Below are 21392 nucleotides of genomic sequence, written 5' to 3' on the forward strand. Positions count from 1 at the left end.
CTGCCCATATGTTCTACCGAGACAGCACCGAAGACACCACAGCCAAGAGCCTGCCATGACCCTCGTCGACGTCCGTACCCCCGATCCGAAACGTTTCATCCCCGGCGCCACTGGCGACTGGGAGGTGATCATCGGCCTGGAGGTGCATGCGCAGGTTCTTTCGAATTCCAAGCTCTTCTCCGGCGCCTCCACCGAGTTCGGCAAGGCGCCGAACGCCAACGTTTCGCTCGTCGATGCGGCCATGCCCGGCATGCTGCCAGTCATCAACGAGGAATGCGTGCGCCAGGCCGTGCGCACAGGCCTCGGCCTGAAGGCGCAGATCAACCACCGCTCGATCTTCGACCGCAAGAACTACTTCTATCCGGACCTGCCGCAGGGCTACCAGATTTCGCAGTTCAAGGATCCGATCGTCGGTGAAGGCAAGATCGTCATCTCGCTCGGCCCCGACCGCCAGGGCAACTTTGAAGATATCGAAATCGGCATCGAGCGCCTGCATCTCGAGCAGGACGCCGGCAAGTCGATGCATGACCAGCACCCGACCATGTCCTATGTCGACCTCAACCGTTCGGGCGTCGCGCTGATGGAGATCGTCTCCAAGCCGGACATGCGCTCGTCGGACGAGGCCAAGGCCTATATGACGAAGCTGCGCTCCATCGTGCGCTACCTCGGTACCTGCGACGGCAACATGGACGAGGGCTCCATGCGCGCCGACGTCAACGTCTCCGTGCGCCGTCCGGGCGAGGGCTTCGGCACGCGCTGCGAGATCAAGAACGTCAACTCCATCCGCTTCATGGGCCAGGCGATCGAATACGAAGCCCGCCGCCAGATCGGCATTCTGGAGGACGGCGGTTCGATCGACCAGGAAACCCGTCTCTTCGACCCGGGCAAGGGCGAGACGCGCTCCATGCGTTCGAAGGAAGACGCGCACGATTACCGCTATTTCCCTGATCCGGACCTGCTGCCGCTGGAATTCGACAACGAATTCGTCGGCAAGCTTCTGGCCGACCTGCCGGAACTGCCGGATGACAAGAAAATCCGCTTCGTCAAGGATCTCGGCCTCTCTGTCTACGATGCCTCGGTGCTCGTCTCGGAAAAGGCAATCGCCGACTACTACGAGGCCGTGGCCGCCGGCCGCGATGGCAAGATTGCCGCCAACTGGGTCATCAACGACTTGCTTGGCGCCTTGAACAAGGACGGCAAAGCCATTGAAGAGACTCCGGTTTCGCCCGATCAGCTCGGCGGCATCATCGATCTCATCAAGGACGGCACCATCTCCGGCAAGATCGCCAAGGACCTGTTCGAAATCGTCTGGAATGAGGGCGGCAACCCGGCGGACCTCGTCGAGGCGCGCGGCATGAAGCAGGTGACCGATACCGGCGCCATCGAGAAGGCCGTCGATGAGATCATCGCGGCCAATCCCGATCAGGTCGCCAAGGTTCTGGCCAAGCCGACGCTTGCCGGCTGGTTCGTCGGCCAGGTGATGAAGGCGACGGGCGGCAAGGCCAACCCACAGGCTGTGCAGGCGCTGGTCAAGGCCAAGCTCGGCATCGAGGACTGAAGCAGTTCCAGGAAAAGTGTGAAGCGGTTTTCCGTCCGGAATTGCTGCAAAACCAAAGGGATCCTCCATGTTCTTCGTCCGCACGGCTTCCGAGCAAGACCTGGCGAAGGTCAGCGCGCTTCTGGCTGAGACGTGGCACGCCACCTATGACATGCTCTATGGCGCCGACAAGGTGAGCGAGATCACCGCGCGCTGGCATGCGGTGCCGGCGCTGAAGGCCCGGCTGGCGCGCAAGGACAGCGAATTCGTCGTCGCCGACAATGGCAAGGAGCTTGCCGGCATGGGCTATGTCGCCATGTCGAAGGAGCGGCCGAAGGCGGCGTTTCTCCATCAGCTCTATGTGCTGCCGCGCTTCCAGCGCCAGGGGATCGGCCGCGACATCTTCGCAGAGCTCGAATCCTGCTTCCCCGATGCCAATTCCATGGTGCTGGAGGTCGATCCGCGCAACGATGCTGCGGTCGGTTTCTACTATGCGCACGGCTTCGCCAAGGTGGGTGAGGCGCAGCATACCGCTGATAACATCTCCGGCGTGCCGCTGGATGTCTACGAGAAGCCGCTCGGCAGCTGAGCGCGACGAAAAGCCATGTGCGAACGCGCGGGAATCGCTGGACATTCAGGCGTCACCGCGCCATAAGCGGAAGAATATCGCCCGCCATGCGCGGGGTAGAACTATCAGTCTCGGGCCGCGCTTCCGGCATGGCCCTGCCAAGGACGCCAGCCCATGAACCTTCTCAAGCAGATTTTCACCTGGTGGAACGGTCAGACGATCGGCACCCGCTTTCACACCTGGCGCTTCGGCAAAAAGGTCGGCCAGGACGAGTTGGGCAATGTCTATTACCAGGGCACCGCCAAGGATTCGGAAGGCCGCACGCGCCGCTGGGTGATCTATAACGGCTATGCCGAAGCCTCGGCCATCCCGCCGGGCTGGCACGGCTGGATGCACCACCGCACGGACGTTTCCCCGGCTGACGAAGAGTACACGCCGCGCGAATGGCAGGTGGGACACCGTCCGAACGGGACCGGCACCGCACAGGCCTACCGCCCGCCGGGCTCGATCGCCGTTGCCGGCGAGCGCCCGCGCGTGACTGGTGACTATGACGCCTGGACGCCGGGCAACTGATACCGATTTGGCCACAATTCGCCGGTAGCTCCAAGCGACCGGCGAACGCCGGTGCAGATCGCAGGAGACGGCATTCATGACATCAGGTTTTTCACGGGCAAACGCCGGCCGGCGGTTCCTTGTCGCTGTGCTTGCAGCCGCGACCGCAGGCGCCGTGTTGATGCCTGTCGCATCGAACGCCGCGCGCATCGAAAACCCGGTCGCGGTGTTCTCCGGCATCGACAAGATCACCGGTCGCATCACCAATTTCGACGTCTATATCGGTGAGACGGTACAGTTCGGCGCACTGCAGGTGACGCCGAAGGTCTGTTATAGCCGCGATGACACCGAAACCCAGAAGGTCACGACCTTCGTCGAGGTCGACGAGATCACGCTCGACCGGAAGATCCGCCGCATCTTCACCGGCTGGATGTTCGCCGACAGCCCCGGCCTCAATGCCGTCGAGCACCCCGTCTATGACGTCTGGCTCGTTGAATGCAAGGCGAAGTCCGAAGTGCCGCCACCGGAAGACGCCGAGACGAAGGCAGAGTAGCGCAGTCTCCCGTTTGCGAACGTTGCATTTGCGGACGTGGATCCTCGGGTCAAGCCCAAGGATGACGGCGGGGAGGATGGGGTATGAACCCGTCTAACGACACCGCATGCGGCACCGTTCCTTGTGTTCTTCCAGTCTTTTCTTCTGTCATCCTCGGGCTTGACCCGAGGATCCACCCCGCAGACACGACTTTCCGTCAGAACGGCAGATGTGGCGACGCCAGCGCGTTGGCCAGCATGTCCTCATACTTGATCTTCGGCACGTCGATCGCCCCGAACGTCTTCAGGTGCTCGGTCGTGAACTGCGTGTCGAGCAGGCGAAAGCCATGGTCTTTGAGCCGTTCCACGAGGTGCACGAGGCAGATCTTCGAGGCGTCTGTGCGCCGGGAAAACATGCTCTCGCCGAAGAACGCGGCGCCCAATGAGACGCCGTAGAGCCCGCCGACGAGCTGCTCGCCTTCCCACGCCTCCACGGAATGCGCATGGCCCATGCGGTGCAGGGTGCCGTAGAGCGACTTGATCTTTGCATTGATCCAGGTGGAGGGGCGGTCGGGTGCTGCCTCCGCGCAGGCGGCCAGCACAGCGTCAAAGGCACTATCGAAGCGGATATCGAAGGGGCTTTTGCGGATGGTTTTTGCAAGGCTGCGCGAGACGTGAAAGTCATCGAGCGGGATGACGCCCCGCATGTCCGGCTCGACCCAGAACAGTTCTGGGTCGTTCGCCGAATCGGCCATCGGGAAAAGCCCGATGGAATAGGCGCGCAGCAAAAGCTCCGGTGTTATCTCCGGGTGACGGCTGCGACGCCCTGCCATAACCGACGCCCTCAGGCGTCGGTCTTGTTGGCCAGATAGTTCTCCAGCCAATGGATGTCATAATCGCCGTTGGCGATGTCCTGGTTGCCGATCAGGTCCTGGAAGAGCGGCAGCGTCGTCTTGATGCCGTCGATGACGAACTCGTCCAGCACGCGACGCAGGCGCATCATGCATTCGACGCGGGTACGGCCGTGCACGATGAGTTTGCCGATCAGGCTGTCGTAGTAGGGCGGGATCTTGTAGCCCTGGTAGACGCCTGAATCCACACGCACGCCAAGTCCGCCCGGTGCGTGGAAATGCGTGATGGTGCCCGGCGAGGGGACGAAGGTGCGCGGATCTTCCGCATTGATGCGGCACTCGATGGCGTGGCCGGAGAAGACGATGTCCTCCTGCTCGACCGACAGGCCGGCACCGGAGGCGACGCGGATCTGCTCGTGCACGAGGTCGATGCCGGTGATCGCTTCGGTGATCGGATGCTCCACCTGAAGGCGGGTGTTCATTTCGATGAAATAGAACTCGCCATTCTCGTAGAGGAACTCGACCGTACCGGCGCCGCGGTATTTCAGCTTCTTCATGGCGTCGGCACAGACCTGGCCGATCTTCATGCGCTGCTCGACGTTGAGGGCCGGCGAATTGGCTTCCTCCCAGACCTTCTGGTGGCGGCGCTGCAGCGAGCAGTCGCGTTCCCCGAGATGGACGGCGTTGCCCATGCCGTCACCGACGACCTGGATTTCGATGTGACGCGGCTTGCCGAGGTATTTTTCCATGTAGACGGCGTCGTTGCCGAAGGCGGCAAGCGCCTCGGAACGGGCTGTCGAGACCGCTTCTTCGAGGTCGTCCTCGTTCTTGGCGACCTTCATACCGCGCCCGCCGCCGCCGGCGGTGGCCTTGATGAGCACGGGAAAACCGATCTGGCGGGCGATTTCCAGGGCGTTCTCCGGCTTTACTTCGCCGTCAGAACCGGGAACGACCGGGATGCCAAGCGCTTCCGCCGTCTTCTTGGCGGTGATCTTGTCACCCATGATGCGGATGTGTTCCGCGGTCGGCCCGATGAAGGTGATGCCGTGCGCGTCGAGGATTTCCGCGAACTTGGCGTTTTCCGACAGGAAGCCGTAACCCGGATGCACGGCATCGGCGCCGGTGATCTCGCAGGCGGCAACGATCTGGTGAATGTTCAGGTAGCTTTCGCGCGACGGCGGCGGGCCGATGCACACGCTTTCGTCGGCAAGGCGGACATGCATGGCGTCGGCATCCGCCGTCGAATGCACGGCAACCGTGGCGATGCCGAGCTCCTTGCAGGCCCGAAGGACCCGAAGGGCGATTTCGCCGCGGTTGGCAATGAGGACTTTGGAGATCATGGGGGCCGCCTTATTCGATGACGATCAGCGGTTCGCCATATTCAACCGGGCTTGCATCCTGCACGAGGATTTCGGTGACCTTGCCCGAGCGCGGTGCGGGAATCTGGTTCATCGTCTTCATGGCTTCGATGATGAGGATGGTCTGGCCTTCCTTGACCGTCGCGCCAACTTCGATGAAGGGGCGCGAACCCGGTGCGGGCGACAGATAGGCCGTGCCGACCATCGGCGCCGTAACGGCATTCTTGTTGTTGCGCGCATCGACGACCGGAGCGGCTGCGGCAGCAGCGGGCGCGGCGAAGGCAGGCGCCGGGGCGGCCATCGGCGCCTGGACGTATTGCGGGGTGCCGGCGCGCGAGACGCGGATGCGCAGGTCGTCCTGCTCCACTTCGATCTCGGTCAGGTCGGTCTCGTTGAGGATATTGGCGAGATCGCGGATCAGACCCTGATCGATGCCGTGTTTCTTGTCAGCCATGGAAGTGAGCCTCTGGTTTTTCTTATGTCGTGATGGACGAGAGCGCATGGAGCGCAAGGACATAACTCTGCGCACCAAAACCGCAGATGACGCCCTTTACGGCGGGCGCGATCATCGATTTGTGGCGGAATTCCTCGCGGGCATGCACGTTGGAAAGGTGCAGTTCGACCACCGGGATCTTGATGGCGCGAATGGCGTCATGCAGGGCGATCGAGGTGTGGGTGTAGGCGCCGGCATTGATGGCGATGCCGACGGCAACGTCGCCGGCCTCGTGGATCCAGTCGACCAGGTCGCCTTCATGGTTGGATTGGCGGAAATCCACGGCAAAACCCAGCTTCTCGCCCTCGGCCTTGCAGAGCACTTCGATATCGGCGAGCGTCTGGCCGCCATAGATACCGGGCTCGCGTTTGCCGAGTGCATTCAGATTGGGGCCGTTGAGCACAAAAAGGGGTGATGCCATTCGTAATTCCGCATGCTGGATAGAGGATTACCTATAGACCGGCGGTTCCCGCAGGGAAAGCCCCAAGGGCAGGGGCTTTCCCGGTCGAAAGGGGCGATGTCCACAAGCAGCACAGCCTGAACAGGGTCAGCGTGGCAGGAAGATGGCCGTTCTCAGCAGGTCGCCTTGCCGCAGGCGCGCACGTTGGCGATTTTTTCGCGCAGATCGTCTGCGCCGACGGCACCGAAGATCGTCTCCTGGCCGAGCACATAGGACGGCGTGCCGGTGATGCCGAGGTCGTTTGCCAGCGAATAGGCCTCGCGCACGGCGTCGTCATGCGGCTTCTCAGTCATGGTCTTGCGGATATCCGCTTCGGTAAGACCCATGCTGGCGGCAAGCGCGATGGCGCTTTCTTCGGTGGCCCGGCCTTCGCCGCCGAGCAGCGTGCGGTGGAACTCACCATACTTCTCCGGCGAAAGATCGCGCACGGCAGCACTTACCTTGTGGGCGGCGAGCGAATCGGGGCCGAGGATCGGCAGTTCCTTCAGCACGAAGCGGACGTTCTTGTCCTCCTTCAGGATATCGTCCATGTCGGAGAGCGCGCGCTTGCAGTAGCCGCAGTTGTAGTCGAAGAATTCGACGATCGTGACGTCGCCCTTCGGATTGCCGAGCGCGATGTCGTAGGGGGAGGAGAAGATGGCCTTCTCGTTGTCGGTGATGACGCTTTGCGCCTTGGCCTGCTGCTGCGCTTCCTGCTTCTTCTGCAGGGCTTCCTGCACCTCAACGAGGATTTCGGGGTTTTCGACAAGGTATTCCTTGATGAAGTCGCCGATCTCCTTCTTCTGCGCATCGTCGAGGGCGAGAGCCGGAAGAGGGGCTGCGACCGCGAGTGTGAGAGCGATGGTGGCCGCAAGCTTCGTCTTGAATGTCATGTCTGTTCTGTCCTCGTCATGATGCGCCGATGAAGTGCCATTGGCGACGCCCGCGCGTCAATGCGGAAGCGGGCGCTTTCAACGACTCTATGGTCGCTCGCGCGCAAACGATAGGGTAAAAGCGGCGGATTTTCGGCCCTCGCAGGATTGTGAAGACCGGTATCTTGCGGCACACAGGCGACAACCCTGAAACGGAACGGAAGCTCATGAAACTCTCCAAGCGCGGCGCCGTCGAACCCTTTTACGCCATGGACGTGCTCGCCGAGGCGACGAAGCAACGCGCCGCCGGCCGGCCGGTAATCTCGATGGCCGTTGGGCAACCTGTACACCCGGCGCCGGAGGCCGCTCGCGAAGCTGCGCGCCGGGCGCTGGAGATCGGCCGCATCGGCTATACGGATGCGCTCGGCCTGCTGTCGCTCCGCCGCGCCATTTCGGATTTCTACAGGAATCATCACGGCGTTTCCGTCGACCCCGGCCGGATCGCCATCACGACCGGTTCCTCGGCCGGCTTCAACCTCGCCTTCCTCGCGCTCTTCGATGCCGGAGACCGTGTCGCCATCGCCCGCCCGGGCTATCCGGCCTATCGCAACATCCTGGCGGCGCTCGGCATCGAGACGGTGGAAATCGAGGTGAATGCTGAAAACGGTTTCACGCTGACGCCGGAAGCGCTGGAAGCGGCCGGCCGCATCGACGGCGTGCTTCTCGCCAGCCCCGCCAACCCGACCGGTACCGTCACCGGCCGCGCCAATCTCGCGGCGCTCTCCGCCTATTGCCGGGACAAGGGCATCGCCTTCATTTCGGATGAGATCTACCACGGCCTCACCTTCGTCGGCGAAGAGGCGACGGCGCTGGAATTTGGCGACGAGGCGGTGATCATCAACTCGTTTTCGAAGTACTATTGCATGACCGGCTGGCGCATCGGCTGGATGGTGCTGCCCGAGGCACTGGTGCGCCCGGTGGAGCGCATCGCCCAGAGCCTCTACATCTCCGCGCCGGAACTGTCGCAGATCGCGGCGGAAGCGGCGCTCGGCGCCGAGGCGGAGCTGAATGTCTACCGCGATGCCTATCGTGTGAACCGTGACTTCCTCGTCAAACGCCTGCCGGAGCTCGGCTTCTCCATCGCCTCGCCGATGGACGGCGCCTTCTATGCCTATGTCGATGTCAGCCGTTTCACCAATGACAGCATGGCCTTTGCCCGCCGCATGCTCGCCGAAACCGATGTCGCGGCAACACCCGGCATCGACTTCGATCCGCGCGATGGCCACCACACCATGCGCTTCTCGTACGCCGGCTCTTTCGACGATATGAGCGAGGCAGTGGACCGCCTCGCACGCTGGCTGGCCTGAGCGTGAAAACCATTCCGTTTCAAGGCCTTGCGGCCGGAGATGGAATCAATCCCGCAGGCACCTGATTCTGTTTCTCAGACCCTATTGATCGACACGCCACCATCAACCAGCATGGCCGTGCCGGTCGTGAAGCTGGAGGAATCGGAGCAGAGGAAGAGCGCTGCCTCGGCAATCTCCTCCGGCGCCGCGATGCGCTTGAAGGCGTTGAGCCCCGCAATGAACTGGCGCGCTTCCGGCGTGTTCGCCACATCCCGCCCCATCGGCGTATCCGTCGCACCCGGCAGCAGCGCATTCACCCGAATACCCTTAGGGCCGTATTCGGAGGCCAGCACCTGCACGAGGCCAATCAGGCCAGATTTCGACGCGGCATAGGCGGCCAACCCCGGAAAGCCTGCAGTATAGCCGACAAAGGTCGAGGTGAAGACGATCGCGCCGCCGCCGCGTGCCTCCATGGCGGGGAGCTGGTATTTGGCGGCGAGAAACCCGCTGGTCAGGTTTATGCCGAGCACGCTCTGCCAGTCTTCCATGGAAAGTGCCGGTAGGGGACCGACAGGGCCGGTGGTGCCGGCATTGTTGAAGGCGATATCGACGCCACCGAACTCGGTCGTGGCCGCCTCGATCAGCGCCTGGTGGTGCGCCTCTTCGCTGACATCGCCTGCCACGGCAATCGCCGAGCCACCTGCCGCGCGGATTTCGGCGGCGACGGCCTCAAGCCGCTCGTGCCCGCGCGCCGAGAGCACGATTTTTGCTCCCTGTCGGGCGAAGAGAAGGGCTGCGGCATGGCCGATGCCGGAGCTTGCGCCGGTGATGATGGCGACCTTGTTGGTGAGGCGGGTCATGAGGGTCTCCCTTGCTGGTTTCTGATGACCGCGGGTGTCGCAGAAGGGGGAACGGCGAGCCACCCGTTTCCTGCCAGCCAAGAAAAAGGCCCGGACAATGCCGGGCCTTCGAATTTTTTAGAGATCAGCGCTTCTTAAAAGAAGCCGCGGCGTTGCCACCAGCCGCCCTTCTTGGGCTTGTCCGCGTCGTCTTCCGGCGCGGCTTCCTTCGCCGTGGAGGATTTCACCACCGGCTCGGAGGCGATCTTGGAGAGATCACGGTTGCCGCGGACAGGCTTGGCCGGCTCTTCGAGATCGGCCGATGCCATCACGACTTCCGGCTCAGCCGGCGTGGCTTCCTCTATAGCGGCTTCGACCGTAGCCGCGACCGGCTGCGCTTCGATTTCGCTGCGGGCAGCATCATCGACGACAGCTTCTTCCGCGGCCTTGGCACGGCTGCGGCGAGCGCGCTTCGGCTTGGCCGGCGCCTCTTCGGCAACGGCCTCGACCGGTGCTTCCTCCGCAACGACAGCCACTTCGGCGATGTCCACTTCGACGGCCGTTACCTCGCCCGCATCGGCTTCATCCGAATCACCTTCGGCATCATCACCTTCTGCGCCTTCAGCACCGGCTTCGAGCGAACCGTCCTCGGGACGATTGCGGCGACCGCCACGCTTGCCACGACGGCGGCGCTTGCGGCGCTGCTCGGCTGTTTCTTCGGCCGGCGCCTGCGATGCATCCGCAGCCTCTTCGCCTTCGCCATCGGTCTCGTCATCCTCGAGGTCATCCTCGTCGCCGGCCTGTTCGCCGCCGAAGGATGCAGTGTCCGTGCCTTCGCCACCTTCACGGCGGCCGCGACGGCGACGACGACGCTTGCGCTTGCGATTGTTCTCGTCGGCGGCGGCTGACGAAGAGGACTGGGCAGCCGGTGCAGCAGCAGCGGCCGCCGGACGTGCTTCCTCTTCTTCTTCCTCGTCGATCTCGTCCTCGATGATAATGTCGTCGTCTTCGGGTTCCGGCTCGAAATGCAGGATCTGCTCGATCTTGACCGGGTTTTCGACGGCCTCGCCACGGTCGATCGCAAAGTGCTGCGCGCCGACATGGGCATCAGCCTCGATGATGATCTGGACGCCGAAGCGGGTCTCATAATCGATGATCGTGCCGCGCTTATGGTTAAGCAGGTAAAGCGCGATGTCCGGCGTCGTGCGGACCGAGATATTGTGCGTCGTGTTCTTGAGGAGATATTCCTCGATGCCGCGCAGCACATGCAGCGCCACCGACGACTGCGAGCGGATATGGCCCGTGCCGTTGCAGTGCGGGCAGACCTGCATGGTCGATTCGAGAACGGATGCGCGGATACGCTGGCGCGACATTTCGAGCAGGCCGAAATGCGAGATGCGGCCGACCTGGATGCGTGCGCGGTCGTTCTTGAGGTGGTCCTTCAGGCGCTTCTCGACGGAGCGGTTGTTGCGCTTCTCCTCCATGTCGATGAAGTCGATGACGACGAGGCCAGCAAGGTCGCGCAGGCGAAGCTGGCGCGCCACTTCCTCGGCGGCTTCCAGGTTCGTCTGGAGCGCAGTATCCTCGATGGAGTGCTCGCGGGTCGAACGCCCGGAGTTGACGTCGATCGAGACCAGCGCTTCGGTCTGGTTGATGATGATGTAGCCACCAGACTTCAGCGTCACCTGCGGCTGCAGCATGCGGTCGAGCTGCGCTTCGATGCCGGAGCGCGAGAAGATCGGATGCACGTCGCGGTAAGGCTGAACAACCTTCGCGTGGCTCGGCATTAGCATCTTCATGAAGCCCTTGGCTTCCTTGTAACCTTCCTCGCCGGCAACGACGATCTCGCTGATATCCTTGTTATAAAGGTCGCGGATCGAGCGCTTGATGAGCGAGCCTTCCTCGTAGACGAGGCAGGGTGCGGTGGAGGCGAGCGTCAGCGTGCGAACGTTCTCCCACAGGCGCATCAGGTATTCGAAGTCGCGCTTGACTTCGACCTTGGTGCGGTTCGCACCGGCCGTGCGCAGGATGACGCCCATGCCCTGCGGAACTTCGAGGCTGCGGGCAATTTCCTTCAGGCGCTTGCGGTCCTGAAGCGCGGTGATCTTGCGGGAAATGCCGCCGCCACGCGCCGTGTTCGGCATGAGAACCGAGTAGCGGCCGGCAAGCGACAGATAGGTGGTGAGAGCCGCACCCTTGTTGCCGCGCTCTTCCTTGGCGACCTGCACGAGCAGGATCTGACGGCGCTTGATCACTTCCTGGATGCGGTACTGCTTGCGCGGCTTACGCTGCACGCGATCCGGCACCTCTTCCATGGCGTCTTCGGCGCCGACGGATTCGATGACTTCCTTTTCTTCGCCGTGATGATCGTCATCATCGTCGTCGTCATCGCGACGACGACGGCCGCGCTTGCGCTCGGTCGGCTCGGAGATTTCGTCGGTGTCGACGGCCATGGCCATCGCGCCGCCGGGCGTTTCGTCGTCGCTGGTTTCAGCGGGAGCGGCGGCCTCTTCTTCTGCCGGCGCATCCTCGGTCTTTGCCTTCGCCTTGCGGGTGCGGCGCGGCTTCTTCACCTTTTCGGCCGGCGCTTCTTCCGCGACATCGGCGGGTGCTTCGACCACTTCGGCCTCAGCCTCGGGGGCCGTTTCGACTGCCGGGGCTTCTTCGGCAGCTGTTTCAACGGCTTCCGCCGTCGGCTCGCTGTCGTCGGAAAGGTCGGTTCCGGTCTCGATCTGCTCGATCTCGTCGTCGCGGCGGTGCTCTTCGGCCTCGGCCCTCAAGAGCGCCTGACGGTCGGCAAGCGGGATCTGGTAATAATCCGGGTGGATTTCGGCGAAGGCCAGGAAGCCGTGGCGGTTACCGCCGTAATCGACGAAGGCCGCCTGAAGCGACGGTTCGACGCGTGTGACCTTGGCAAGGTAGATATTGCCGCGGATCTGCTTCTTGTGTTCGGATTCGAAGTCGAATTCTTCTATGCGGTTTCCGCGTACGACAACGACGCGCGTCTCCTCAGCGTGAGACGCGTCGATAAGCATTTTCTCTGCCATGTAGATTGTGCTCCTCGGCGCACACGCAATCCTGGCGGCGAGCTGTTTCCTGTAAAGGAAGTGCCGGGGGAGGAGAGGGATGCGCCGAATATGTAAGTTCCCGTTAGGCCCCGGTGAGGAGTAAGCGGACGGAGGGCGGTCGGTACGCGAACGTCCCGGTGCCTGTTACCCTCTGAGAAAAGCCGCTGTGACAACATCAACGTCCAACGAGAATGCCAGTGCCATAGACCTTGAAAGGTCCGATGAAATTGCCCTTGGGGAAGGGCGGTTGGTGGAAATCCACCTTGACTGTTCCGGCCACCGCCGGTTTACGCGATCTGTTCGGACGGGAGAAAGAGGTATGACGGAGGATGAAGGCCCGGTTCGGCGCCAAGTCCCGGAGGGGTGGCTGCCTGCTCAAAGCGATTCTATCCCGTCTAAGCTTTTTCCCTGACTTTGCTTTTATGGCGGATATGTCACAATGGCAAGGGAAAAGCCAAAAGCGTCATAATCTTGATCGATTTGCCACTATGCCTGCGTCTTTGCGGCGGATGCACCGGATTGCAAGCTTTGATTAACCCTATGGGGGCATCTATGGGGCTTGTCCTGCACCGCGTTATACGCGGGTTCCACGCGTTTGAACGGACTGCCAGTGGTAAAGCTAAGTCTCCTGACTCAATATTATCTCCGCGTCGTGACCGGTGCGATCATCGCCGCGCTGTCGATTGCGATCGTGACGCCGGCCTTTGCCGTTTCCGCTTCGGCCGCACCGCTGCTTGCCTTTTCCGCCCGCATCGCCGGTGATGACGCGCGCACCCGGCTGATCATCGATTTCGATCGCAAGCCCGAATTCAAGGTGCACTACGTCGCCAATCCCTACCGCGTGCTGATCGACCTGCCGGAAACCGATTTCGGCATCAAGGCGGAGGAACTGGAAGCGCGCGGCATCTTTTCCGAGATCCGCTACGGCACCATGGCCGCCGGTCGCTCGCGCATCGTGCTGACGGCCGCGCGTCCTGTCGGCGTCGTCCTTGCCGAAGTGCAGGAAGAGCAGGGGGCCACAAGCTATCGGCTGGTCATCGATGCGGCGATCGTCACCGACCAGGTCTTCCAGGGCCAGATGGAAAAGCAGAGCTGGCAGGAAGCCTCCGCGCCGGCCACCACCGAGCAGACGCCTGTCATGCTGCCGGGCAGCAAGGCGGATGGCCCGTTCGTCATCGCCGTCGATGCCGGCCATGGCGGGATCGACAACGGTGCGCGCGGCGGCGTCACCAAGACCGAGGAAAAGCACGTCACGCTTGCCTTCGCCCAGCAGCTTGCCGAGGCGCTGAACAAGCTGCCTGATACACGCGCCTTCCTGACGCGCCAGAAGGACGAGTTCCTGTCGCTCTCCCAGCGCGTGCAGCTTGCCCGCAGCGAGGGCGCAAACCTGCTGATCTCCATCCACGCCGATACCTTGAAACAGAAGGACACGCGCGGCGCTACGGTCTACACGATTTCTGACAAGGCCTCCGACAGTCTCGCTGCGAGCCTTGCCGAGCGCGAAAACCTCTCCGACCAGATCGCCGGCATCTCCTTCGTCGACGAACCGGCCGAAGTGGCCGACATCCTTCTCGACCTGACGCGGCGCGAGACGCAGGCCTTCTCGATCAACCTCGCCCAGAGCGTCGTCAGCACCTTCAAGGACGAGGTGATGCTGATCAACAACCCGCATCGTCATGCCGGTTTCCGCGTTCTGACCGCGCCGGATGTGCCGTCGATCCTGCTCGAGCTCGGCTTTATGTCGAACAAGGACGACGAACAATTGCTGATCGATCCGGCCTGGCAGAAGAAGGTGGCAGGCCTCGTCGCGAAGGCCGTGGAACAGTACCGCTCGACTGTCGTGGCGAACGGCGGTTAAGCGTCTTGGATGATAGAGGCGGCGCGCAATCAGGGAATGTGCTAGTCTTGCTGTGCCGGAAAAGTGACAGCGGCCGCCATTGTGCGTTGCTGAAGGCCGGATGCATGCTGTAAGCCCTATTTTCCTCACATTCCGATCGCTAGACGGAAGCAAGAAAATGGGGGCGACTCGTCTTCTATCGAAGAGGTGCCGTGGCGGATTGCGCTACGGTGGCGCAAGGCCGGGCGGCGGGTCTGCCTGATGAAATTATAAAGACATAAGGCATCGGTAACTGGCTCATGATCAGACTGATTGGATATTTCTTCGGGATTGGCGCCGTGTTCTTCCTCGGCGTGGCGGGCGCAGTTGCGCTCTATCTCGGAAGTGTCACCAAGGATCTTCCCGATTATGAGGTCTTGAACAGCTACGCGCCGCCGGTGACGACGCGCATGCATGCCGGCAACGGCGCGCTGATGGCCGAATATGCCCGCGAGCGGCGCCTGTACCTGCCGATCCAGGCGATCCCGGATCGCGTGAAGGCTGCCTTCCTCTCGGCGGAAGACAAGAATTTCTACCAACATCCCGGTGTCGATGTGACGGGTCTGTTCCGCGCCATCGTGGTCAACGTCCAGAACATGGGGTCGGGCCGTCGTCCGGTGGGTGCGTCGACCATCACCCAGCAGGTCGCCAAGAACTTCCTGCTCTCCTCCGACCAGACGATCGACCGCAAGGTCAAGGAAGCGATCCTATCCTTCCGCATCGAGCAGGCCTATTCCAAGGACCGCATTCTCGAACTCTATCTCAACGAGATCTTCTTCGGCCTGAATTCCTACGGCATCGCCGGTGCGGCGCTCACCTATTTCGACAAGTCCGTCACCGAACTGACGGTCGCCGAAACCGCCTATCTCGCCGCGTTGCCCAAGGGTCCGTCGAACTATCATCCCTTCCGCCGCACCGAAGCCGCCATCGAGCGGCGCAACTGGGTCATCGACCGCATGGTCGAGAACGGCTACGTCACCCAGAGCGACGGCGCGGAAGCGAAAACCCAGCCGCTCGGCGTGACGCCCCGCCACCGCGGATCCTATCTGTTCGCCTCGGAATACTTCTCCGAAGAGGTTCGCCGGCAGATCATCGAGCGCTACGGCGACAACGCGCTCTACGAAGGCGGCCTCTCGGTCCGCACCTCGCTTGACCCGCGCATCCAGGTCGCCGCCCGCAAGACGCTCCAGAAGGGGCTGCTCAGCTATGACGAGCGCCGCGGCTTCCACGGCCCGATCAAGACGATCGAGGCCGGTGGCGACTGGGGCGTGGAACTCGCCAAGATCGTCGCGTTCTCCGACGTGCCGGAATGGAAGCTTGCCGTCGTGCTTTCTGCTGATGACGGCGGCGCCGATATCGGCCTGCAGCCGAGCAAGGAAGCCTCCGGCAAGGTCGTCGAAGAACGTGTGACCGGCCGTATCGAGGCCGAGAACATGAAATGGGCCTACCGTTCGGCCAAGGGTGACCGCAAGACGGCGAAATCACCGGCCGGTGTCTTCACCGCTGGCGACGTCGTCTATGTCGAACCGATGGAAGGCGGCACCTATCGTCTGCGCCAGCCGCCGAAGGTGCAGGGCGGCCTCGTCGCCATGGACCCGCATACCGGTCGCGTGCTCGCCATGGTCGGCGGTTTCTCCTATGGCCAGTCGGAGTTCAACCGCGCGACGCAGGCGATGCGCCAGCCGGGTTCGTCCTTCAAGCCCTTCGTCTACGCAGCCGCGCTCGACAACGGCTATACGCCGGCTTCGGTGATCATGGACGCGCCGATCGAGATCGTCGCCGGCGGCCAGGTCTGGCGCCCGCAGAACTACGGTGGCGGCTCAGCAGGCCCGTCGACGCTGCGCCTCGGCATCGAGCGCTCGCGCAACCTGATGACCGTGCGCCTTGCCAACGACATGGGCATGAACCTCGTTGCGGAATATTCCGAGCGCTTCGGCATCTACGACAAGATGCTGCCGGTGCTCGCCATGTCGCTCGGCTCCGGAGAGACAACCGTTCTGCGCATGGTCTCCGCCTATTCCGTGCTCGCCAACGGCGGCAAGCAGATCAAACCCTCGTTGATCGACCGTATCCAGGACCGCTACGGCAAGACGATCTTCCGCCACGAAGAACGTACCTGCGAGAACTGCAACGCCACCGACTGGGAAAACCAGGACGAGCCGACGCTGGTCGATAACCGCGAACAGGTCCTCGACCCGATGACCGCCTACCAGATCACCTCGATGATGGAAGGCGTCGTGACCCGCGGCACCGCCGCCGGCAAGATCAAGCTCGATCGCCCGACGGCCGGCAAGACCGGCACGACCAACGATGAGAAGGACGCCTGGTTCGTCGGCTACACGCCCGATCTCGTCGCCGGCCTCTATATCGGCTTCGACAGCCCGGCACCGCTCGGCCGCGGCGCGACCGGCGGCTCGCTTTCGGCGCCGATCTTCAACGAATTCATGCAGGCAGCGCTTGAGGGCACCAAGCCGACGAAGTTCATCGTGCCGGAAGGCATGCAGTTCATCGCCGTCAACCGCAAGACCGGCATGCAGGCGAATGAAGGCGATCCGGACACTATCATGGAAGCCTTCAAGCCCGGCACCGGCCCCGCATCCGTCTTCTCAGTCATCGGCGGTGAAGACTATGCAACCCCCGAGGAAATCCTGAACAACTCGCCACAGGCGAACCAGGCGGTCACAGGCGGCAGCGGCGGTCTGTTCTGATCCACCGATGATCCAGTTCGAGGGCGGGCGCGGGGCTTTACATCCGCGCCCGCCCTCTCTATTTCGAGGCCACCGAAACTAGAGCATCGAAGAAAGCGGATATGCGCGCGGAAATCGAGAACATTGTCGACGAAATCAAGCAGGCCATAAGCCTGCTGAGGAGGCATCTTTGACTGGGATCAGGCGGTAAGACGACTGGACTGGTTGAACAACAAGGCAGAGGACCCCAACCTCTGGAACGATGCCCAGGAAGCCCAGAAGCTGATGCGCGAGCGCCAGCAGCTGGACGAAAGCATCAATGCCGTGCGCGCCATCGAGCAGCAGCTCAAGGACAATATCGAACTCATCGAACTCGGTGAGGAAGAGGGCGATGCCGACATCGTCAAGGATGCCGAAGACGCCCTGAAGGCGGTTCGCACCGAGGCGTCGCGCAAGCAGGTCGAGGCCATGTTGTCCGGCGAGGCCGACGGCAACGACACCTATCTCGAAGTGCATTCCGGCGCCGGCGGCACGGAAAGCCAGGATTGGGCGAACATGCTGCTGCGCATGTACACCCGCTGGGCCGAGCGCTCGGGCTACAAGGTGGAACTCCTGGAAGTCCACGACGGCGAAGAAGCGGGCATCAAGTCCGCGACGCTGCTCGTCAAGGGCCACAATGCCTATGGCTGGCTGAAGACCGAATCGGGCGTGCACCGCCTGGTCCGCATCTCGCCCTATGACAGCAATGCGCGTCGCCACACCTCGTTCTCGTCAATCTGGGTCTACCCGGTCATCGACGACTCGATCAACATCGAGATCAACGAAAGCGACTGCCGCATCGACACCTATCGCTCGTCGGGCGCCGGCGGCCAGCACGTCAACACGACCGACTCGGCCGTGCGCATCACGCACATCCCGACCGGCATCGTCGTTGCCTGCCAGCAGGAGCGTTCGCAGCACAAGAACCGCGCCAAGGCGTGGGACATGCTGCGCGCCCGCATGTACGAAGCCGAGCTGAAGAAGCGCGAAGAAGCTGCGAATGCTGAAGCCGCCTCCAAGTCGGACATCGGCTGGGGCCATCAGATCCGCTCCTACGTGCTGCAGCCCTACCAGCTGGTCAAGGACATGCGCACCGGCGTCGAAAGCACGGCCCCGTCGGATGTTCTCGACGGCGAACTCAACGAGTTCATGGAAGCCGCACTCGCCCACCGCGTCAACGGCGGCGCCGATGCAGTCGTGGACGACCTGAACTAAGCGCTTCGAAAAATGAGATCGGAACGGGCGCTTCGGCGCCCGTTTTTGTTAGATGTCTCGTCGCCTTCCCACCGTCATCCTCAGGTCAAGCCCAAGGATGACGGCAGAGGGTCTGGCAGGACGTCGTTGTCAGTTGGTGGCGCGCTCGACCTTGATCTCGCCGAGATCGTCGATCAGCACCGTCCAGCTTTCCGGCTCGGCGGCCTTCGGGTCGGTCTTCAGGTAGACCGTCGCGAACAGGCCGGGCTGCGCGGTGATTCCCGCCGAATTTTCCGGGCGGATGTCCGTCACATAGGGCTTCATAGCCGAAAACTCTTCAAGCACGGTCGAGGACGCGATCTTCGGGCCGGCGGCAGTCGCCTCGATCTGCTGGAGGTGGATCTCAGCCGTGCCGTCCGACTGACGCACGGCGACGAGCTTGTAGTAGCCGCGCCGCATGGCAGCCTGCTGTGTCGCTTCGGCGGTCTCCGGCTTGGCGGTCCCGGTGCCTTCCGCCGTCGCATCCTCGGCCGCTTCCTCCCAAAAGCCTGTGCTCACCACGAAGGTCACCGTCTTCGCCACGGGCGGCTCGCCTTCGGCCCAGGCGGGCGCAGCAGCGATGAAAAGCAAGGTGAGGGCGGTGGCAAGTGCGTGCCGGTGCATGGCAAAACTCCTGTCCCGAAGCTGGGGTCATACTGTCAGTAATCGAATTGTTCGGCAAGAATCCGATCGGACCAGGAGTGATCGGGATCTGACAGGATGAGCGCCGAAAGGCTCGCCGATTCGGCGATCCGCACGGAGGTGACGGATTTGACCTCGGTATTGTCGGCCACTGCGTTGACCGGGCGCTTTTCCGCCTCCAGCACCTCGATCGTCACCGTCACCTTGTTCGGCAGCAGCGCGCCGCGCCAACGACGGGGTCGGAAGGCGCTGACAGGGGTGAGAGCCAGCAGGGGGGCTTCCAGCGGCAGGATCGGGCCATGGGCGGAAAGGTTGTAGGCCGTCGAACCGGCCGGTGTCGCAAGCAGCAGGCCGTCGCAGATCAGCTCCTCCAGCCGAACCCGGCCATCGACGCTCACCCGCAGCTTTGCCGCCTGGTAGGACTGGCGGAACAGATAGACCTCGTTGATCGCCAGCGCACGGCGCTCCTGACCGCTGGCATCGCCCGTCACCATTTCCAGCGGCCGGAAGGCATTTTCCACCGCGCCCTCGATGCGGGCCGACAGATCCTTCGTATCATACCGGTTCATCAGAAAGCCGATGGAGCCGCGGTTCATGCCGTACACCCGCTTGCCGGTGTTCATCGTCGTGTGCAGCGTCTGAAGCATGAACCCGTCGCCGCCGAGGGCCACGATGACGTCGGCCTCTTCCGGGTCGGCATTGCCATAGATCGAGATCAGCTCGCTGCGCGCTTCCTGTGCTTCAGGCGCCGTCGAGGCGACGAAGGAGAAGGAGGTGGTGTCACGCGCCATGCTGCCGTTCCGCATCTTCTGGAGGATGTCCGCTCTTCTTCGAAGCGCGAAAATACCCCATCCCTTTGTTTCTACGCAGCTCCGAACGCAGGAACCGCTGCGTCGTTTGCGAAAGTTACGCAAGCGAGCCGTGGCGCACCGCACGCCCAAGCCGGCCTTTGTCGCATGCCTTTACGGCATGCGCATCTGAAAAATATGACAATGTCGGTGCAGGGAAGGAGCGGGCGCCGATTTTACGCCTTGGAGGGCCCGTTGGCTCGCGCTTCCAGCGCCTTGAGCGTCGCCTGTCCCGCAGCGGCGGCCTGCATCGGATTGGCGAACGGCCCCTTCACGGGATAGGTGACGCCGCGGAAGGTCAGCGCGAAAAAATACTTCCCGTCGATGCGCTTTTCGACCGTCACCTTGCTAACCGGCTGTTTGTCTTGCGCCACGTCTGTTCCTCCGAATTGCTAGGCGGGAATGCGGTGCTCGTCGGCACTGCGTCTCTTGGAAGGCCTATAGGCCAGTCGGCCCGACGGGGCAATCTGCAAGGCACAAGTCTGCGCCTATCCCGCCGTGGGCAACGAAAGCGACTCCCTTGCGCAGGTGACGTAGTGTTTTGGCAGATATCCTAATATTGAAGCCGCTTTTGACAGCTTGAGCTGATCGTGGCAGCGTATGCTCATGATCAGCTTCGTCATCATCGCATAATCACCTCCGCAAGGTCCTTCGACACTTTCGGAACCGGAATGCTACCTCAAAAGAGGCGGCATCATATGCGATTGGACTGCTATGAGGCTCAACATCCATTTTCTTGAGGCCGAGGGGGCGCTTGGTCCCTGGCACGCCGCGCTGCAAACCCAGGCCGACGCCGTTGCTGACCGCATCGCCGAAATTGTGTCCCCGAAATTTGGGAGGCACCCGGTCGATGTCATCATCCAGTATCTACCGGATGAGACCATTCCCGAACTTGGTTTTGGCGGCTCATGCTTTCGACGTGGGCTCGTGACGATCAGCCTCGATCCGGAAGCGTCCGGATTCGAGGACGGTCTGGCCCAAGGCATTTTCCGCCGCACGCTTGCTCATGAGCTCCATCATGCAATGCGATGGGATGCCTGTGGGTATGGACTATCGTTGGGCGAGGCCTTCGTATCAGAGGGGTTTGCTGACGTTTTTTCGTGTACGGTTACCGGCGTTTCGGTTCCGCCTTGGGCGAACACATCAATATATGCGGACTAGGCGGCCGTTCTCGACCAGGCGGAGCGAGAACGGGACAGCCACGACTACGATCATGCGGCTTGGTTCTTCGGCACTGGCGAACTGCCACGATGGGCAGGCTATACCATTGGCTATCACCTGGCCCGTCTCTACGGTCAGGCCAACCCGGAGACCGCTGGCATGATTGACACTTCAGCGGCTGCGGTCCTCACATTCTGGGTGGCGCTCAAGGCGCATGCTTTAGCCGAAAAGTAGTGCCTGTCATTTCCATCGGAGACGTCGGTCGCGAAAGCCTGAATTTTGCGCTCGACTTCTCCGACGGGCACCGCAGTCGGGGTGCCGCGCAGCGAAGAGGGCACCAGCCGACATTACAGCCAACATCCTCGCCGCTGCCTTGGTCAGCGGGTGCTTTTCAGCGCGATTCAAGCCGTCCACAAGCCGTCGTCGCAAGCTTTTTGGCCGTCTTCGCCGAA

The 21392-nt window shown here is 62.4% G+C and carries 18 protein-coding genes and 1 pseudogene; 9 read left to right on the forward strand and 10 right to left on the reverse strand.

Going from position 1 to position 21392, the window contains the following annotated elements; genetic code table 11:
- Positions 1-55 precede the first annotated feature (55 nt).
- From gatB to AC1RT2_RS28135, 4 genes are all read left to right on the forward strand, one after another.
- Positions 56-1558: an Asp-tRNA(Asn)/Glu-tRNA(Gln) amidotransferase subunit GatB gene (gene gatB / locus AC1RT2_RS28120; RefSeq protein ID WP_493107276.1), complete on the forward strand. Its 1503-nt coding sequence runs from the start codon at positions 56-58 to the stop codon at positions 1556-1558.
- 67 nt (positions 1559-1625) lie between these two features.
- On the forward strand, positions 1626-2126 hold the full coding sequence (locus AC1RT2_RS28125; protein WP_493107278.1) for a GNAT family N-acetyltransferase: 501 nt from the start codon (positions 1626-1628) through the stop codon (positions 2124-2126).
- A gap of 153 nt (positions 2127-2279) precedes the next feature.
- The gene (locus tag AC1RT2_RS28130) at positions 2280-2678 is read left to right on the forward strand and encodes an NADH:ubiquinone oxidoreductase subunit NDUFA12 (RefSeq protein WP_493107280.1); all 399 of its coding nucleotides are present in this window, start codon (positions 2280-2282) and stop codon (positions 2676-2678) included.
- A 76-nt stretch (positions 2679-2754) separates the two neighbouring features.
- Positions 2755-3210 carry a DUF2155 domain-containing protein gene (locus tag AC1RT2_RS28135; RefSeq protein WP_083242853.1) on the forward strand — a complete coding sequence of 152 codons (456 nt, stop codon included), beginning with the start codon at positions 2755-2757 and terminating at the stop codon, positions 3208-3210.
- Positions 3211-3406: 196 nt separating this feature from the next.
- Here AC1RT2_RS28135 and aat read toward each other — a convergent pair whose 3' ends face one another.
- The 5 genes from aat to AC1RT2_RS28160 all read right to left on the reverse strand — a co-directional run bounded on the left by aat (position 3407) and on the right by AC1RT2_RS28160 (position 7222).
- Positions 3407-4021, reverse strand: a complete 615-nt coding sequence (gene aat, locus AC1RT2_RS28140; protein ID WP_493107282.1) for a leucyl/phenylalanyl-tRNA--protein transferase — start codon at positions 4019-4021, stop codon at positions 3407-3409.
- Positions 4022-4032: 11 nt separating this feature from the next.
- Positions 4033-5379 (reverse strand): acetyl-CoA carboxylase biotin carboxylase subunit, encoded by a 1347-nt coding sequence (accC, locus tag AC1RT2_RS28145; protein WP_069059065.1) that lies wholly within the window; start codon positions 5377-5379, stop codon positions 4033-4035.
- 10 nt (positions 5380-5389) lie between these two features.
- A complete protein-coding gene (gene accB / locus AC1RT2_RS28150) occupies positions 5390-5851 on the reverse strand; it encodes an acetyl-CoA carboxylase biotin carboxyl carrier protein (protein WP_069059064.1) in 462 nt (153 codons plus the stop codon).
- 22 nt (positions 5852-5873) lie between these two features.
- On the reverse strand, positions 5874-6311 hold the full coding sequence (aroQ, locus tag AC1RT2_RS28155) for a type II 3-dehydroquinate dehydratase (RefSeq protein WP_069059063.1): 438 nt from the start codon (positions 6309-6311) through the stop codon (positions 5874-5876).
- 152 nt (positions 6312-6463) lie between these two features.
- Positions 6464-7222 (reverse strand): DsbA family protein, encoded by a 759-nt coding sequence (locus AC1RT2_RS28160; protein WP_493107285.1) that lies wholly within the window; start codon positions 7220-7222, stop codon positions 6464-6466.
- A 206-nt stretch (positions 7223-7428) separates the two neighbouring features.
- Between AC1RT2_RS28160 and AC1RT2_RS28165 the strand changes: the two genes are divergently transcribed.
- Entirely contained in the window at positions 7429-8568 is a 1140-nt protein-coding gene (locus AC1RT2_RS28165) for a pyridoxal phosphate-dependent aminotransferase (RefSeq protein WP_493107287.1), read from the forward strand.
- Positions 8569-8642: 74 nt separating this feature from the next.
- Here AC1RT2_RS28165 and AC1RT2_RS28170 read toward each other — a convergent pair whose 3' ends face one another.
- Both AC1RT2_RS28170 and AC1RT2_RS28175 read right to left on the reverse strand, forming a co-directional pair.
- On the reverse strand, positions 8643-9407 hold the full coding sequence (locus AC1RT2_RS28170; RefSeq protein WP_493107289.1) for an SDR family oxidoreductase: 765 nt from the start codon (positions 9405-9407) through the stop codon (positions 8643-8645).
- Between the two features lie 134 nt (positions 9408-9541).
- A complete protein-coding gene (locus tag AC1RT2_RS28175) occupies positions 9542-12433 on the reverse strand; it encodes an Rne/Rng family ribonuclease (protein WP_493107291.1) in 2892 nt (963 codons plus the stop codon).
- Between the two features lie 631 nt (positions 12434-13064).
- On the opposite strand from AC1RT2_RS28175, the gene AC1RT2_RS28180 reads away from it, so the two are divergent.
- The 3 genes from AC1RT2_RS28180 to prfB all read left to right on the forward strand — a co-directional run bounded on the left by AC1RT2_RS28180 (position 13065) and on the right by prfB (position 18271).
- Positions 13065-14312, forward strand: a complete 1248-nt coding sequence (locus tag AC1RT2_RS28180) for an N-acetylmuramoyl-L-alanine amidase (RefSeq protein WP_493107293.1) — start codon at positions 13065-13067, stop codon at positions 14310-14312.
- A gap of 278 nt (positions 14313-14590) precedes the next feature.
- The gene (locus tag AC1RT2_RS28185) at positions 14591-17038 is read left to right on the forward strand and encodes a penicillin-binding protein 1A (RefSeq protein WP_069059059.1); all 2448 of its coding nucleotides are present in this window, start codon (positions 14591-14593) and stop codon (positions 17036-17038) included.
- Positions 17039-17139: 101 nt separating this feature from the next.
- Positions 17140-18271 (forward strand): peptide chain release factor 2 gene (gene prfB, locus AC1RT2_RS28190; protein WP_150129898.1). Its coding sequence is split into 2 segments (ribosomal slippage): positions 17140-17208 and positions 17210-18271, totalling 1131 coding nucleotides; the frame shifts between segments, so codons are not numbered across the junction.
- A 129-nt stretch (positions 18272-18400) separates the two neighbouring features.
- Here the strand turns inward: prfB and AC1RT2_RS28195 are convergent.
- The 3 genes from AC1RT2_RS28195 to AC1RT2_RS28205 form a co-directional block, all read right to left on the reverse strand.
- Positions 18401-18913, reverse strand: a complete 513-nt coding sequence (locus AC1RT2_RS28195) for a hypothetical protein (protein ID WP_493107296.1) — start codon at positions 18911-18913, stop codon at positions 18401-18403.
- 35 nt (positions 18914-18948) lie between these two features.
- On the reverse strand, positions 18949-19722 hold the full coding sequence (locus AC1RT2_RS28200) for an NAD kinase (protein WP_493107297.1): 774 nt from the start codon (positions 19720-19722) through the stop codon (positions 18949-18951).
- Between the two features lie 233 nt (positions 19723-19955).
- The gene (locus tag AC1RT2_RS28205) at positions 19956-20153 is read right to left on the reverse strand and encodes a hypothetical protein (protein ID WP_069059055.1); all 198 of its coding nucleotides are present in this window, start codon (positions 20151-20153) and stop codon (positions 19956-19958) included.
- Positions 20154-20493: 340 nt separating this feature from the next.
- Between AC1RT2_RS28205 and AC1RT2_RS28210 the strand changes: the two are divergent.
- Positions 20494-21174, forward strand: a pseudogene (locus AC1RT2_RS28210) (DUF2268 domain-containing putative Zn-dependent protease).
- Positions 21175-21392 lie beyond the last annotated feature (218 nt).

It is taken from the genome of Shinella sp. GW821-FHT11G07 (genome assembly GCF_058808115.1).